Here is a 15,187-nt window from a genome sequence, read left to right as displayed (position 1 = left end):
CTACTTGATATCTGGTGGTGACTGGAAACTGTGATAAGGGGGCGGAGAGGGCAAGGTCCATTCCAGCCCTTCCGCACCTTCCCACACCTGTGCCGTAGCCTTATTGCCACCACGGATGCATTTGATGACACCCCAGACGAACAGCAACTGTGACAACCCGAAAGCAAAACCACCAACGCTGATCAGCGCATTAAAGTCTGCGAATTGCAGTGCATAGTCGGGTATCCGGCGAGGCATGCCCGCCAGGCCGACGAAATGCATCGGAAAGAACAGCACATTGACCGAAATAAGCGAGCACCAGAAATGCCATTGTCCCAGTCGCTCGTCATACATATGGCCGGTCCATTTTGGCAGCCAGTAATAGGCCGCAGCGAGAATGGAAAATACCGCCCCGGTAACCAATACGTAATGAAAATGGGCCACGACAAAATAGGTATCGTGATATTGGAAATCGGCCGGGATCATGGCCAGCATCAACCCCGAGAAACCGCCTATGGTAAACAGGGTAATAAAGGCGATGGCAAACATCATGGGGGTCTCGAACGTCAAGGAACCTCGCCACATGGTCGCCACCCAGTTAAATACCTTCACACCGGTCGGCACCGCGATCAACATGGTGGCGTACATGAAGAAGAGCTCGGCGACCACGGGCAGTCCCGTCGTAAACATGTGATGAGCCCAGACCAGAAAAGACAATATCGCTATGCTGCTGGTGGCATAAACCATGGAGCGATAGCCAAAGAGTTTCTTGCGAGAGAAGGTGGGAATAATGCTGGATACTATGCCAAAGGCGGGCAGTATCATGATGTACACCTCAGGGTGACCAAAGAACCAGAATATATGCTGGAACATCACAGGATCCCCCCCTCCTGCGGCATCGAAGAAACTGGTACCAAAATACTTGTCCGTCAATACCATGGTGACGGCCGCTGCCAATACCGGCATCACAGCAATCAACAGAAAAGCCGTGATCAACCAGGTCCATACAAATAACGGCATCTTCATCCAGGTCATGCCAGGTGCCCGTAAATTGAAGATGGTGACGATGACATTGATGGCCCCCATGATGGATGAGATGCCCATGATATGGATTGCGAAGACAAACAACGCCGTACTGTTGCCGCTGTATTTGGTCGACAAGGGGGCATAGAAGGTCCAACCCGAGCTCGGCCCACCACCATCCATGAACAGACTCGACAGCAGGATCAGAAAGGCAAACGGCAGGATCCAGAAACTCCAATTGTTCATCCTGGGCAGGGCCATGTCAGGGGCCCCAATCATCATGGGGATCGACCAGTTGGCCAGGCCGGTGAACGCCGGCATCACGGCGCCAAAGACCATGACCAGACCATGTACTGTGGTCATCTGGTTGAAGAACAGGGGCTCGACCAGCTGTAACCCGGGCTGAAACAGTTCGGCCCGGATCACCATGGCCATGGTGCCACCGGTAAAAAACATGGTCAGGGCGAAGAGCAGATAGAGGGTGCCAATATCTTTATGGTTAGTGGTATATAACCAGCGCCTCAGGCCTGCTGCCGGTCCATGGGAGTGGCCTGCGTGCAGGGTCTCGATGATGCCATCGCTCATGCCGACTCCTTATTTGTCATTTTTCAGAATGGACTGCACATCCGCAGCCTGAATGACATCGCCCGTGTTGTTGCCCCAGGCATTGCGCTCATAAGTCACCACGGCGGCAAGCTCCTGAACCGTGAGCTGCTTGCCGAATGCCTGCATGGCGGTCCCGCTCTTGCCATGCAGGACCAGGTTCAGGTGCTGGGCACGATTTTCCGCCAAGGTAGTGATCTTGCTGCCCTTCAATGCTGGGAAGATCCCGGGTAATCCGGTTCCTCCTGGCTGATGGCAGGCCGAGCAATGACCCAAAAAGATTTTCTCTCCCAACGCCATGGCCTGCGGCAGGGTCATGATCGTACTGGCCTGCTCCCGCTGCTGAGCCTTGGCAGCAGCCTGGGCTTCCGCCGTTCTGGCAATCCAGCCCTCAAACTCCTCGGCGGTTTTGGCGACCACCACTATGGGCATGAAGCCATGATCCTTGCCGCATAGCTCGGCACATTGCCCCCGATAGGTGCCGGGCCTGTCTATCCTGGTCCAGGACTCATTGATGTAGCCGGGATTGGCATCTTTCTTTACCGCAAAGGCGGGCACCCACCAGGAGTGAATGACATCATCCGATGTCATCAAGAAGCGAATTTTCTTACCCACAGGCAGCACCAGCGGCTGATCGACCTCCAGTAAATAGGTGTCACTCTTGGGCTGATCGCCGGAGATCTGCTTCTTGCTGGTCGCCAGCAAGGAGTAAAAGGCCACCGGATGCTCCAGATATTTGTAGTGCCATTTCCATTGAGATCCCGTGATGAGCACTGTCAGATCGGCTTTGGAAGTATCTTCCATCTTCAATAGCGTCGACGTGGCCGGCGTGGCCATCGCCACCAGGATCAGCACAGGAATGGCAGTCCACAACAATTCAATCCGGGTGCTCTCATGAAACTGGGCGGCTTGGGCGCCACGTGATTTTCGATGATGGATAATGGACCAGAGCATGGCGCCAAAGACGAGCAGACCGATCAGGCAGCAGATATAGAAGATGGTCATATGCAGGTCATAGACCTGCTGACTGATGGCCGTCACCCCCCGCGTCATGTTGAATGTTATCTCGCTGGCAAAAACGCTCTTGCCAGCAAGGCACATCATCCACACGCCATGCCTGATCGCACTTTTTCCCACTTTGCACTCCCTGTGCACGCTGGAAAGGACCGCAAACCTCGCCAAGTAAAGCATATAACTATATGAAAATAATGAATTTATTAAAATCACTCTCACAAACAAGTATTAGTCCATATTTTGAAAAAGCCACCATGATGTCGATGATCCTGGACTCATCAGAGCAGTTTGTATCAATTCATGGCTCACAGGATGGCAATAAACATCAACAGCAGGGATTGGAGGTGGGAACCTTGACGTAGGGGGGCTGGGACAGCTTTATTTAAAACTGTCAGTGGCGGCTGCATATGAATGGCTCACCCGGTGATGCCAACCTGATACAGAGGAGAAAAACGGGATACGACGATCCACAAACTCAAGTAGAGAAGGAATAACGCTATGATATTAAATCACTTATGGGGATTGTATGCCCATCCTCACACCGAATGGCATACCATAGACGAAGGTCACGACAGCTTCAGAAACAGTCTGACCCATATTCTTGTCGTGGCCCTTATCCCCTCGGTCTGCGCCTACTACTCCGCCGTTCACATCGGCTGGAGTATCGGTGTGGGTGATCCCATTACCCTGACCGCAGAGAGTGCATTCATGCTATCGGTAGCCATGTATATTGCGCTCATCGCTGGCGTGTTTGCACTGGCCTATCTGGCACACTGGATGGGACACACCTTTGGCTCTGATCCCAGCTATACGACGGCGCTCGAACTGGCGGCCTATACCTCTACCCCCCTGTTTATGGTTGGCTTCTCGGCCTTTTTCCCGCACCTCTGGTTTGTCATGATCATTGGCCTGATAGGGCTGAGCTATTCCATCTACCTGCTCTACGTCGGCGTGCCAATACTGATGCACATCCCCAAGGAGCAAGGGTTCATCTATGCCAGCTCTGTAGTAACGGTCGGATTGGTGCTGCTGGTCTGCGTGCTGGCAACCACGGCCATTCTGTGGGGTTCAGGTTTTGGCCCCGTCTTTACGCAATAGCACCCTGGCCACAGCAGCATCCGCTCTATGGTCAGCCATCACCAGAAATGACAAGGGCGCCTTTATGGCGCCTTTGTTATTGGGCTGAATTGCATCACTCGCTCAGCATTGACTGCGACAAAAGTACGAGCAACCTCAAACAACCCAGACATTGCCTCACTCCAATGACCTTGCTGATCAGCCACCGAGTGGATAACGACAATTAGCGCTGTTTACCGCTGCCGATACCAAACGGGATGCGGTAGTCGCTGCTCTGCTCACCCAGGCTGACGGTCAGGTTGCCCTGAGCGCGGCTTGGTATGCGAACTTGCTGGGTACCTACCAGATTGGCGTGGACTGAGGCCACGACATCGCCAGACTCGTCACGCACTTCCAGCATGGGGTTGGCCTTGCCATCCACGGCGGCGGTCGCATGCCAGTTTACAAACAGCACGCCCGGCGCGGCATTGAAGTCAGCGGGGACGGAAGCCTGGGCGAAACCGGCGGTCATCAGGCCTGCAACGGCCAGCATCTTGATTACGTTTTTCATGTTCATTCACTCTCTTGTTTTTTATGTCATTGCCAAGGCCGTGTCGGCCTGAATCAATGCATCCGTGCAAGAGGTTATTCAAATAGTATGTTGTTCTTTCACCGACATCCGACACCCCGTTTGATGGTGTCACAGCCTGGAACGACCTGTTATTTGGCCGCTTGGCGTTCCTGCCTAAGCGTTGAGTGAATATTAAACACCTCTGCCGACCTTTGTTAGCGAGATAAACTGGCCTAGATGTTCAAAAAATCTGAAATGGATGTACATCCCGAGTTCAGCGAACAACGGCCAAAGAAAAGGGCAGGAGAGCCTGCCCTTGGTGTTGGAAAGTACGCGCTGACAGAAGCACTAGCAGCCCGCCAGCTCCTCTGCCGTCATGGGCCGCAGCACCTTGCAGGGATTGCCGACGGCAACCACGTTGGCCGGGATATCCCTGGTGACCACAGAGCCCGCACCTATGACGCTGTTGTCCCCTATGGTGACGCCGGGGCAGATGACGGTGCTGCCACCGATCCAGACGTTGTTACCGATGCGCACCGGCTTGCCGAACTCGACTCCGGCCACCCGCGGCACCACCGCCACCGGGTGGGCTGCGGTGTAAATCTGCACCCCGGGCGCCAGCAGCACGTTGTCACCGATGTGTACCTCGCACACGTCTAGGATGGTGCAGTTGACGTTGGCGTAGAAGTTCTCCCCCACGAAGATGTTGGCGCCATAGTCGCAGAAGAAGGGCGGGTTGATGGCACAGGAAGCGCCGCGGCTGCCGAGCAGTTCCCGCAGCAGGGCGTCCCGCGCCGGTTTCTCCTGCCAGCTGGTGTTGAAGCTGTGATAGAGGAAGCGACAGCGCTCGCGCGCCGCCTTGAGCTCGGGGTCACCCGCATCATAGGGCTGACCCGCCACCATCTTCTGCCACTCGGGGCCACATACGGCTTGCCGAGCCTCTGTTGCCACCATGGGCGTTGCCTGTGTCATCGTCTATTCCACCAGCCAGATAAGGGATTCATAAGGGCGCAGCATACAGGACTGCGGCCGAGCCGGGCTATCGGGGTAGTTGCCAAGCAGCAGACGCCCCTCGCCAGCCAGCCTCTGCGCAGGCAGCACGAACTCCGTCGGCTCGCCATAGAAGTTGCTCACTACCAGCAGGGTCTGGCCGTTGGCACTGCGGGTATAGGCCCAGATCCGCTGATGACCCACCAGCAGCTCCTGATAATCCCCCTGTGTGAAGATGGGGTGTGCCTTGCGAAGCGCGATGAGATCCCGATAGTGCCAGAACACCGAGTTCTGGTCGGCCAGCGCGGCCTCGGCGTTGATCTCGGGGTAATTGGCGGCAGGTTTGAGCCAGGGCGAACCTTGGGTGAAACCGGCGTTGGGAGCGGCGCTCCACTGCATGGGGGTACGGGAGTTGTCGCGGGACTTGGCGCCGAGAATGGCGAGGATCTCGGCCTCCGCCATGCCTTCCGCCTGCTTGATGGCGAAGATGTTGCGGCTCTCCACATCCTGATAGTCGTCGATGCACTGATAGCCCGGATTGGTCATGCCGATCTCCTCCCCCTGATAGATGTAGGGGGTGCCCTGCAACCCGTGCAGCGTGCTGGCCAGCATCTTGGCGGCCACTACCCTATGCTCGCCCTCGTCGCCGAAGCGGGAGACGATGCGCGGCTGATCGTGGTTGCACCAGAACAGCGCCGACCAGCCCTTGCCGTGCATGCCGCTCTGCCAGTGGTTGAAGATACGCTTGAGTTCGAGGAAATCGAACGGCGCTTTCGTCCACTTGTCGCCGTTGGGGTAATCCACCTTCAGATGGTGGAAGTTGAACACCATGGAGAGCTCAGAGCCATCGAGGGCGCCGTAGCGCTGGCAATGTTCCAGACTGGTCGATGACATCTCCCCCACCGTCATGGCCCCTACGGGGGCAAAGACATCGCGACTAACGTCTTGCAGGAATTCGTGGATACGCGGCCCGTCTGTATAGAAGCGACGGCCATCGCCAATCTCGTCGTTCGGGAACGCCTGATCCTTGGAGATGAGGTTGATGACGTCGAGGCGGAAACCGTCCACCCCCTTCTGCGCCCAGAAGTGAATGATGTTTTTGACCTCGGCACGCACCGCCAGGTTTTCCCAGTTGAGATCCGCCTGCTCGCGGGCAAACAGGTGCAGATAGTACTGGCCGGTGGCCTGATCCAGCTCCCAGGCGCTGCCGCCAAACTTGGACTGCCAGTTGTTGGGCACGCCGCCATCCACCGGATCGCGCCAGATGTAGTAGTCGCGGTAGGGGCTGTTCTTGTCCCCCAGCGCCGACTTGAACCAGGCGTGCTCGGTGGAGGTGTGGTTGACAACTATGTCCATCACGATGCGGATGTCGCGCGCGTGGGCGGCAGCCAGCAACGCCTCGAAATCGGCCATGGTGCCGTAGGCGGGATCGATGGCAAGGTAGTCGGCGATGTCGTAGCCGTTGTCTACCTGCGGGGAGACGTAAACCGGAGTCAGCCAGAGGGCATCGACCCCCAGGGTCTTGAGATAGTCGAGGCGGGCCATGATCCCCTTGAGATCGCCGGTGCCACGGGCAGCGGAATCCTGAAAGCTCTTGGGATAGATCTGGTAAATCACGGCGCTCTGCCACCAGGGTGTTTGGCTCATGGGTCTTGCTCTTGTCTCGAATGAAAAGGGAGAGGGCGACCCCTGCGGGTCGCCCTGATGCGTGGAGTCAGGCGCTGGCCTGGGCCAGCTTGCCGGCCGCCTGCTGGCGCTTGTAGACCAGCAGAGTTAGCACCACTGGCACTACTATGGCCACCAGCATGGCGACTGAGTAAACGGCCCAATACTGGGGCTGGATGGAGAGGATGCCCGGCAAGCCACCCACCCCTATGCCATTGGCCATCACACCGGCGAAGCCGCAGATAAGCGCCGCCAGGCTCGAGCCCACCATGGCGCACAGCATGGGGAACTTGTATTTGAGGTTGATGCCGTACATGGCCGGTTCGGTCACGCCCAGGTAGGCGGAGATGGCGGCAGGCACGGAAATCTCCCGCTCGTTCTCCTTGCGGCTGATAAGGATGATGCCCACCACAGCCGACGCTTGCGCTATGTTGGAGAGGGCGATCAGCGGCCAGATCGGGGTGCCACCCATGCTCTGCATCAACTGCAGATCCACAGCGTTGGTGGTGTGGTGGATACCCGTGATGACCAGGGGCGCATAGAAGAAGCCGAACAGGGCAGCGCCTATGGGAGCGAAGGAACCCGTCATGGCCGCCTTGGCGGCGAAGCCGACGCCTTCACCAATCCAGCGACCGAACGGGCCGATAAAGGCGTGGGCCACTATCACCGCCAACAGCAGCGAGACGAAGGGCACAATCACCAGATAGAGATAGGCCGGAATGATGCGCTTGAGGTTGGTCTCCACCCAGGCGAGGAATACCCCCGCCAGCAGGGCCGGAATGACCTGGGCCTGATAACCCACCTTCTGGATGACGAACAGGCCGAAGTCCCACACCTCTGGGGTCTGCTGACCAATGCCATAGGCGTTCATCAGTTGCGGCGACACCAGCGTGATGCCCAGTACTATGCCGAGGATCTCGGAGCCGCCCATCTTCTTCACCGCAGACCAGCAGACGCCAACCGGCAGGAAGTGGAAGATGGCCTCGCCCAGCAGCCAGAGGAAGGCGTGGACCTGAGCCCAGAACTGGCTGATCTCGGTGAGGGTATGAGTGCCATCGTCGAACATCTTGATGTCGCCGATGACGTTGCGAAAGCCCAGGATCAGGCCGCCGGTGATGATGGCGGGCAACAGGGGCACGAAGATCTCCGCCAGGTGGGAGATGCCGCGCTCCAGCGGATTCATGTTCTGACGGGCAGCCAGCTTGGCGGCATCCTTGCTGCCACCGCTGACACCTATCTCCTCGGTGAGCGCCTTGTACCACTGCTCCACCTCGTTGCCGATCACCACCTGGAACTGGCCGCCCTGAGTGAAGCTCCCCTTCACCGCAGGTATGGTTTCGATGGCCTTGCTGTCGGCTTTGGCCGGATCGTTCAGGACGAAGCGCAATCGGGTCAGGCAGTGACTGACGGTGGCGATGTTCTCCTTGCCGCCGATCTTGTCGATCAGGGTGGCAAGCTGCTGTGCGTTGATCTTGGACATGAGTCTTCCCTCTGTGACTCCATTGATATTGGTCTGCATCGCCCTTTTGAACCAGTCTGCTGGTCTGAGCGTTTTTGGTATCGTTCCCATTTAGCATGCAGCCAATTTGAACGGATCGAAATGGGAACGTTCCCATTTCGTGGTCAACATCACAAAAGGCGCGTTTTTTGTGCAGGGCTAAGTGATGGGGCTCACAGTGTGTGGCTGGGGGCTATGGTCGCCAGCGGGCGGTGATCCTGCTCGATCTGGCCGAGCAGCTGGCGGGCCGCCTGCTCCCCCGCGCCCTTGTAGCCAAGATCCAGGCTGAGGGCGTTGGGAAAGAGGAAACTGAACATGGGGTTGTTGCCAAGGCCTGTTACCAGCACCTCGCTACGCCCTTGTTCCTGAAGGTATTTTGCAGCACCTATGGCGAGGGTGTCGCTGGCGCAGACCAGCGCCTGGGTGGCGGGGGTGAGCAGCTCGGCCGCCAGCCGGTAGCCGCTCTGCAGGCTGAGATCGCCGAGGGCACTGCGCGCCGTCAATCCCTGTTCGGCGCAGTAGCCGAGATAGGCATCAAGCCGGCGCTGACCCGTGGTGAGATCCGAGGTATCCACCCCCAGATAGGCAATGTCGCGAATGCCGCGGGTCGCCAGCTCGGCCAGCATGGTGCGCACAGCCCCGGCATCGTCGAAACAGACAGAGGAGAACCCGGGATGGTCCCGGGCCACCAGCACAAGCTTCTCTTTCAGCGGCACCATGGCGTCGTAGTCCAGATCGTTGAAGGCAAACAGTATGATGCCATCCACCCCGCGCCGATCCAGCACAGCCAGATGCTCCTGCACCTTGGCGGGGGAGAACTTGCTCTCCATCAGCACGGCGTCATAGCCACGCCGGTAGAGGGTCTCCAGCATGCCCCGCACCGCCTGATTCTCGGAACTGGAGTCGAGCCGGGAGACTATGATCCCCACCACCTGCTGGCTCTGGCTGCGCATGGCCCGCGCCGACTTGCTCGGCACGAAGCCGTGTTCGGCGATGACCTGCTCCACCCGCTCACGGGTCGCCTGTTTCACCTTGGGATCCTGATTGAGCACCCGGGAGACGGTCGACTTGCCGACGCCCGAGAGGCGGGCGATATCGAGGATGGTCAGTTTCTTGTCCATGAATTGGCTCACAGGAGGCTCGGCGGTGGAATTGCCCACATTGTTGTGATTAAGCCCTGTGAATACAAGCCCATGGCGTTAGAATGCCTTTTTTGCCCCGGCGAACGTCGTGCCGCTCGCCATCGCACAGGACGCGCATCATGGGTCTGTTGGTCAGTCTGCTTCTATCCCTCTCCGTCACGGGCCCCGTCTATCGCACAGGACATCCATCATGAGTCTGCTGGCCAGTCTGATCTTCTTCCTCTCCATCACCGGCCCCGTCTATCGCACAGGACATCCATTATGAGTCTCTTGGCCAGTCTGCACTTCTCCCTCTCCATCACGGGCCCCATCTGCGTGGTGCTGCTGCTCGGCATCTGGCTCAAGCAGCTGGGTCTGTTGCCCGACAGCTTCGTCGAGTCCGCCTCCCGTCTGGTGTTTCAGGTCACACTGCCGGCCCTCTTGTTCCTCAGCATGGTGCGCACCGATTTTTCCACCATGCCGAGCCCCTGGCTCATCCTCTACGGCTTGCTCGGCACCCTAGCCGGCTTTCTGATCCTTGAGGCACTGGCTGCCCGCTTCATCCCGGAGCGGCATCAGCGCGGCATCTTCGTACAGGGCAGCTTTCGCGGCAACATGGGGATCATGGGGCTGGCCTACGTGCAAAACGCCTATGGCGCCGAGGGGATAGGCGCCGCCGCCCTGCTGGTGGGCTCGGTGACCGTGCTCTACAACATACTCGCCGTGATCACCCTGACCCGCAGTCTGGGAGGCGGCAAGGGGATCAAGCCGATCCTCAAGGGGATCGCCAAAAACCCGCTGATCATCGCCATTCTTTCCGCCCTGCCGTTCGGCCTGCTCGGTATCGAGCTGCCCCAGTTGGTGATCACAACGGGCAACTACTTCGCCAACATGACGCTGCCGCTGGCCCTACTCTGCACCGGCGCCAGCCTCAACCTCAAAGCCCTGCGCGGCGGCGCCATGCTGACCGGCTGGGCCACCGCCAACCGGCTGTTCTTTATCCCTGTGCTGCTGGTAACGGGGGCCTGGGCGCTCGGCTTCAGCCCGCAGGCCCTCGGCATACTGTTTCTCATCAGCTCCACCCCCACCGCCGCCGCCAGCTATGTGATGACCCGCGCCATGGGCGGCGACAGCGTGCTGGCAGCCAACATCATAGCCACCACCACGCTGGGTTCTCTGGTCAGCACCAGCCTGGGCGCCGCCCTGATGAACTACCTGGGGTTGATGGGCTAGTGGGGAGCGTGCTGGCCATCCACACTCTCATCGCCACCACCACCCAGGGCTCATTGATCAGTACCAGCCTGGGTGCCGCTCTGATGAACTACCTCGGGCTGATGGGATAGCCAGCAGAAAACGTGCTGCCTCTCATCCCCTCATCACCCCCTTGACCTTGCCGCGGGCGGCAGCTTTAGGCTGACAACACATCAACAGAGGAGATATCCCATGACCATCGAACTCACTGTGTCCGGCATGTCCTGTGGTGGCTGCGCCGCCAGCCTGCAAAAAGCCCTGCTGGCCCAGAGTGCAGTAACCCAGGCCCAGGTGGATTTTGCCAGCAGCAAGGCCGTCATCGAGAGCGAACTGAGCAAGGCGGAGCTGATCGCCCTGATTGAAGCCAAGGGCTTCTCGGCAAGTTAAATTATCTCTATAGAGGTATAAAACAGGTTAAGGTTCTGTATCCAGCTGTTTTTTGGTGAGAGTCATCACAGACCCCCTCAACAGAAAGCGCAAACTTGCTGCAATTTTTATCACTCAGAAGGATTTGCAGCATGACTCTCCCTATCCGCAAGACACTGCTCGCCGCCGTCGTTGGCCTGACCCTCTCCCCCCTGGCCATGGCACTGCCGCAGGTTCATATCCTGGCGACCGGTGGCACCATAGCCGGTGCGGGACAGTCCGCCACCCAATCCAACTATGAAGCGGGCAAGGTGGCCATCGAGACCCTGATCGCCGCCGTGCCCGAGATGAAGAACGTGGCCGACGTGCAGGGGGAGCAGGTGGTCAAGATCGGCTCCCAGGACATGAACGACGAGGTGTGGCTCAAGTTGGCCAAGCGGGTCAACGAGCTGCTGGCCAAGGATGACGTGGACGGCATCGTCATCACCCACGGCACCGACACCATGGAAGAGACCGCCTACTTCCTCAACCTGACCGTCAAGAGCGACAAGCCGGTGGTGCTGGTCGGCGCCATGCGCCCCTCCACCGCCATGAGTGCCGATGGCCCGCTCAACCTCTACAACGCCGTGGTTACCGCCTCCGACCCCAGCTCCAAGGGCCGTGGCGTCATGGTCGCCATGAACGATACCGTGCTGGATGCCCGCGACGTCACCAAGACCAACACCACAGGGGTGCAGACCTTTGCCGCCCCGAACTTCGGCCCGCTGGGTTACATCCACAACGGCAAGATCGACTACCAACGCAGCCCGGCCCGCCTGCACACCAGCAAGACGCCGTTCGACGTGAGCAAGCTCGACAAGCTGCCGCAAGTGGGCATCGTCTACAACTATGCCAACGCCACCGATCTGCCGGCCAAGGCCATGGTGGATGCCAAGTTTGACGGCATCGTCAGCGCCGGGGTGGGCAACGGCAACCTCTACCACACACTGTTCGACACCCTGGCCAAGGCGAGCAAGGACGGCATCCGGGTGGTACGCTCCGCCCGCGTGCCGACCGGCGCCACCACCCTGGATGCCGAGATCGATGACGCCAAGTACGGCTTCGTGGCCGCCGGCACCCTGAACCCGCAGAAGGCGCGCATCCTGCTGATGCTCTCCCTGACCCAGAGCAAGGATCCGGCCCAGATCCAGCGCTGGTTCCAGCAGTTCTGATCCCGGGGCTCAACCCGCTAACATACACCCATGAAAAAAGGGCAGGATCGGATCCTGCCCTTGTTCGTTGCGTCATCTTCACATAGCGCGCGCCGTCAGCTCACCATCAGCCAGCCGCAGAAACCCAGGTACACCAGCCCCACGCAGGCCAGCCTACCCGCCGTCATCCGCCCACGGCTGAAGCCCCACCACAGCAGTACCACAGCCAGCAGGGTCACCAACGAGGAGACCATCATGGTGCTGTCGAGCAACCAGGGGGTGAACAACAGGCAGAATGCCTTGGGTATGGTGCCCTGGATCATCATGGCACCGGAGATGTTGGCCAGCGCCAGCCGGTTCTTGCCCTGACGTACCCAGATCAGTACGTTCATCAGCTCCGGCATTTCGGTCGCCACCGGGCTCAGCAGCAGGGCCGCCAGCACGGGAGAGAGGCCGAACAGCTCACCCATGCTCTCCAGTTGATGAACGAACAGCTGCGCCGCCAGCGCGACCACCACCAATGCCACCAGGGTCTGCAGCAGCACCTTGCCGAGCGCCGGGATCTCGGCCTTGGGATCCAGCTTGAGGGGCTCTGGCAACTCGACCTCGTGGCTGTCGGTCTGTTTCAGCTCGCGCCGCACATAGACCAGATAAACCAGCACGAACAGCGGGGCCAGCCAGGTTTTGCCGGTGAAGGCCACCATGCCGAGGGCTACCGCCACCAGGAAGATACCGACAAACCAGGCCTGATCCCGGCCTATCTCGCGCTGCACCTCGCCATCTATGACCCTGTGCTCACGGCTCATGCACAGCAGCAGGGTTACGCCGACGGCGGCATAGCCTATGGTGGAGAGCACCAGGGGGCCACCGAGGGCGGCGCCTATCCCAATCTGTTGCTGGGCGGGGGCATCCCCCATCAGCAGCGCGGTCAGGGTAACTATACATTCGGGCAAGGCAGTGCCGAGGGCCGCCAGCAGGGAGCCGGTGGCACTCTGGGAGAACTTGAAGTGATGGCCGGTCCATTCGATACCGTTGACGAAATATTCGCAGGCCAGGTAGATGGTGACGGCAGAGAGCAGAAATAACAGCAGGGTGATCAACATAATAGGCAACCGCCAGGCGAGCAGAACAACCGATGGACCCGATACGGCTCGCCCGGCTGGCTTGCGTATCGAGGCCAAAGGTCTTGCAGAGCGATAGATGCTATCGCCGCTCATGCCATGGATCTGAAAATCCAAGAATGTTGACATGAGCCCTGCCCGGATCACGGGCGGGTTGCTACTCCCCAATGACAGTGCGGGCTTTTTACCAAGTTGACCGCCGCCTCACAAGGCAAATTAATGATCATCCACTCAGTAAGTTGTAAGGGAATGTAACGATCTCCTCGGTCAGCACCCCCGATTTTTCCGTCCGGATCCCCACTCTTTCCCCCGGCATCCGCGCCTTGGCACAACGATTGCTATGAGTTGTCTACTGTCCACAATAGTTTGGGAAGGATGAACGATGAAACGGTGGATCCAACATTTCTATCAACTGAACCGCCTCAACTGGCTCATGGTCTGGTTGCTACTCTGCTGCAGCATCATATTGCTGTTTCCGGCCGGCCTGATGAAGGGAGCCGTCAGCCAGTGGGCCACGACCCACGCCGCCTGGCTCGGGGTCGGCATGCTGATCGCCATCTCCTACTTCTGCAGCCAGGGCTTCCTGATCGCCTGGGAGTGGGCCTGTGACGAATGGCAATCCCGTCGCCAGCAGGATCAGCTGGCCCAGATGATCGCCTTCCTCGATTTCAACGAGAAGGCGGTGCTGCGCGAGTTCGTGCTGCAACGCAAAAGCGTCATAAACTTGCCGATCACCGAGCCTGCCGTCAAAAACCTGATGGACGCCGGCGTACTCACCTACGCCTACGGCAAGCCGGTGCGGGAGAAAGAGGACGAGAACCAGATCCGGGCGCTGATGATAGCGCTGCCCGCGCGGCCGCTGCTCACCTACAAGGTGCTGGGCCTCTCCCGTGGCAAGATGAGCGACGAACAGGTGGAGCAGATCATGAGCGCCAGACCCAAGTTCGCCCAGAAGGGCTTCCAGCGCTAACTTGCTGCCATCCTTCAAATAAAAGAGCCGGACTGTGTCCGGCTCTTTGCTATCTGGCTGTTTTTATTCGGTTCTGTCCTTGAGACAACCGGTGCAGACCGGCGGATCTGCCGTTATTCGGTTCTGGCTTTCAAATAACCGGCGCAGATTGGCGGATCTGCCCTTATTCGGTTCTGGCCTTCAAATAACCGGCGCAGATTGGCGGATATGCTCTTATTCGGTTCTGGCTTTCCAGCAACCGGCGCAGATTGGTGGAGCTGACCTTATTCGGTTCTGGCCTTCAAATAGCCGGCATAATCCGGGATCTGCACGCTGAACGCCTGCTGCATGTGAGGACTGTCCATGATGAAGTCCGCGGTGGCCTCGTTGGTGGCAACCGGTATGTTCCACACGGCCGCCAGGCGCAGCAGCGCTTTCACGTCCGGATCGTGGGGCACCGCATTGAGGGGATCCCAGAAGAAGATCAGCACGTCTATCTTGCCTTCGGCAATCAGGGCACCGAGCTGCTGGTCGCCCCCCATGGGGCCGGAGAAGAGGCAGGTGATGGGCAGTTGCGCCTTCTTGCCGAGCATGGTGCCTGTGGTGCCGGTCGCGTAGAGATGGTGGAGCTTGAGCTCCTCCTTGCGGCGCATCACCCAGTTCAGCAGAGGGGTCTTCATGTTGTCGTGAGCCACCAGCGCCACCCGCTTGTGGGGCGCCATCTCACGTGCAATCAGTTCCATGGAATTCATCCGTAGCATTGTGATGGGAAGAGAGCCGTATCCTAATC

The 15,187-nt window shown here is 58.9% G+C and carries 14 protein-coding genes and 1 riboswitch; of the genes, 5 read left to right on the top strand and 9 right to left on the bottom strand.

Annotated elements, in window-relative coordinates; genetic code table 11:
* Positions 1-1,587 carry a cytochrome c oxidase subunit I gene (gene ctaD / locus AACQ95_RS20320; RefSeq protein ID WP_241279620.1) on the bottom strand — a complete coding sequence of 529 codons (1,587 nt, stop codon included), beginning with the start codon at positions 1,585-1,587 and terminating at the stop codon, positions 1-3.
* Between the two features lie 9 nt (positions 1,588-1,596).
* Positions 1,597-2,742, bottom strand: coding sequence for a cytochrome c oxidase subunit II (gene coxB, locus AACQ95_RS20315; RefSeq protein WP_339357916.1), 1,146 nt, complete (start codon positions 2,740-2,742; stop codon positions 1,597-1,599).
* 375 nt (positions 2,743-3,117) lie between these two features.
* On the opposite strand from coxB, the gene AACQ95_RS20310 reads away from it, so the two are divergent.
* On the top strand, positions 3,118-3,717 hold the full coding sequence (locus AACQ95_RS20310; RefSeq protein ID WP_043137242.1) for a Yip1 family protein: 600 nt from the start codon (positions 3,118-3,120) through the stop codon (positions 3,715-3,717).
* Positions 3,718-3,919: 202 nt separating this feature from the next.
* Here AACQ95_RS20310 and AACQ95_RS20305 read toward each other — a convergent pair whose 3' ends face one another.
* The 5 genes from AACQ95_RS20305 to treR form a co-directional block, all read right to left on the bottom strand.
* Complete coding sequence (locus AACQ95_RS20305; protein WP_043137244.1) at positions 3,920-4,252, bottom strand: hypothetical protein; 333 nt, start codon at positions 4,250-4,252, stop codon at positions 3,920-3,922.
* 342 nt (positions 4,253-4,594) lie between these two features.
* A complete protein-coding gene (locus tag AACQ95_RS20300) occupies positions 4,595-5,218 on the bottom strand; it encodes a sugar O-acetyltransferase (RefSeq protein WP_277604412.1) in 624 nt (207 codons plus the stop codon).
* Between the two features lie 3 nt (positions 5,219-5,221).
* Entirely contained in the window at positions 5,222-6,883 is a 1,662-nt protein-coding gene (treC, locus tag AACQ95_RS20295; protein WP_241279619.1) for an alpha,alpha-phosphotrehalase, read from the bottom strand.
* Between the two features lie 67 nt (positions 6,884-6,950).
* A complete protein-coding gene (gene treB / locus AACQ95_RS20290) occupies positions 6,951-8,381 on the bottom strand; it encodes a PTS trehalose transporter subunit IIBC (RefSeq protein ID WP_043137250.1) in 1,431 nt (476 codons plus the stop codon).
* 191 nt (positions 8,382-8,572) lie between these two features.
* The gene (treR, locus tag AACQ95_RS20285; RefSeq protein ID WP_241279617.1) at positions 8,573-9,520 is read right to left on the bottom strand and encodes a trehalose operon repressor TreR; all 948 of its coding nucleotides are present in this window, start codon (positions 9,518-9,520) and stop codon (positions 8,573-8,575) included.
* A gap of 282 nt (positions 9,521-9,802) precedes the next feature.
* On the opposite strand from treR, the gene AACQ95_RS20280 reads away from it, so the two are divergent.
* From AACQ95_RS20280 to ansB, 3 genes are all read left to right on the top strand, one after another.
* Positions 9,803-10,753, top strand: coding sequence for an AEC family transporter (locus tag AACQ95_RS20280; protein ID WP_241279614.1), 951 nt, complete (start codon positions 9,803-9,805; stop codon positions 10,751-10,753).
* Positions 10,754-10,963: 210 nt separating this feature from the next.
* Positions 10,964-11,158 (top strand): heavy-metal-associated domain-containing protein, encoded by a 195-nt coding sequence (locus tag AACQ95_RS20275; protein WP_043137256.1) that lies wholly within the window; start codon positions 10,964-10,966, stop codon positions 11,156-11,158.
* A gap of 131 nt (positions 11,159-11,289) precedes the next feature.
* The gene (ansB, locus tag AACQ95_RS20270; protein ID WP_043137257.1) at positions 11,290-12,348 is read left to right on the top strand and encodes an L-asparaginase 2; all 1,059 of its coding nucleotides are present in this window, start codon (positions 11,290-11,292) and stop codon (positions 12,346-12,348) included.
* 95 nt (positions 12,349-12,443) lie between these two features.
* Here the strand turns inward: ansB and AACQ95_RS20265 are convergent, their stop codons facing one another.
* The gene (locus AACQ95_RS20265; RefSeq protein WP_043554385.1) at positions 12,444-13,430 is read right to left on the bottom strand and encodes a sodium:calcium antiporter; all 987 of its coding nucleotides are present in this window, start codon (positions 13,428-13,430) and stop codon (positions 12,444-12,446) included.
* An 88-nt stretch (positions 13,431-13,518) separates the two neighbouring features.
* Positions 13,519-13,626, bottom strand: a riboswitch (yybP-ykoY riboswitch).
* A gap of 204 nt (positions 13,627-13,830) precedes the next feature.
* On the opposite strand from AACQ95_RS20265, the gene AACQ95_RS20260 reads away from it, so the two are divergent.
* A complete protein-coding gene (locus AACQ95_RS20260; protein WP_042868087.1) occupies positions 13,831-14,418 on the top strand; it encodes a superinfection exclusion B family protein in 588 nt (195 codons plus the stop codon).
* Between the two features lie 263 nt (positions 14,419-14,681).
* On the opposite strand, the gene AACQ95_RS20255 is transcribed toward AACQ95_RS20260, so the two are convergent.
* Positions 14,682-15,140, bottom strand: a complete 459-nt coding sequence (locus tag AACQ95_RS20255; protein WP_043554384.1) for a methylglyoxal synthase — start codon at positions 15,138-15,140, stop codon at positions 14,682-14,684.
* Positions 15,141-15,187: the final 47 nt, after the last annotated feature.

Source organism: Aeromonas sp. MR19 (genome assembly GCF_963899305.1).
GTDB classification, from domain to species: domain Bacteria; phylum Pseudomonadota; class Gammaproteobacteria; order Enterobacterales; family Aeromonadaceae; genus Aeromonas; species Aeromonas bestiarum.
Note: the sequence above shows the minus strand (reverse complement) of the source record. Positions and strands in the feature narration are given on the sequence as shown.

Bases quoted from the DNA above. Each gene is read 5' to 3' on its own strand.
- ctaD (WP_241279620.1), bottom strand. From the start codon at position 1,587: ATGAGCGATGGCATCATCGAGACCCTGCACGCAGGCCACTCCCATGGA.
- AACQ95_RS20310 (WP_043137242.1), top strand. From the start codon at position 3,118: ATGATATTAAATCACTTATGGGGATTGTATGCCCATCCTCACACCGAA.
- AACQ95_RS20305 (WP_043137244.1), bottom strand. From the start codon at position 4,252: ATGAACATGAAAAACGTAATCAAGATGCTGGCCGTTGCAGGCCTGATG.
- AACQ95_RS20300 (WP_277604412.1), bottom strand. From the start codon at position 5,218: ATGACACAGGCAACGCCCATGGTGGCAACAGAGGCTCGGCAAGCCGTA.
- treC (WP_241279619.1), bottom strand. From the start codon at position 6,883: ATGAGCCAAACACCCTGGTGGCAGAGCGCCGTGATTTACCAGATCTAT.
- treB (WP_043137250.1), bottom strand. From the start codon at position 8,381: ATGTCCAAGATCAACGCACAGCAGCTTGCCACCCTGATCGACAAGATC.
- treR (WP_241279617.1), bottom strand. From the start codon at position 9,520: ATGGACAAGAAACTGACCATCCTCGATATCGCCCGCCTCTCGGGCGTC.
- AACQ95_RS20280 (WP_241279614.1), top strand. From the start codon at position 9,803: ATGAGTCTCTTGGCCAGTCTGCACTTCTCCCTCTCCATCACGGGCCCC.
- AACQ95_RS20275 (WP_043137256.1), top strand. From the start codon at position 10,964: ATGACCATCGAACTCACTGTGTCCGGCATGTCCTGTGGTGGCTGCGCC.
- ansB (WP_043137257.1), top strand. From the start codon at position 11,290: ATGACTCTCCCTATCCGCAAGACACTGCTCGCCGCCGTCGTTGGCCTG.
- AACQ95_RS20265 (WP_043554385.1), bottom strand. From the start codon at position 13,430: ATGTTGATCACCCTGCTGTTATTTCTGCTCTCTGCCGTCACCATCTAC.
- AACQ95_RS20260 (WP_042868087.1), top strand. From the start codon at position 13,831: ATGAAACGGTGGATCCAACATTTCTATCAACTGAACCGCCTCAACTGG.
- AACQ95_RS20255 (WP_043554384.1), bottom strand. From the start codon at position 15,140: ATGGAACTGATTGCACGTGAGATGGCGCCCCACAAGCGGGTGGCGCTG.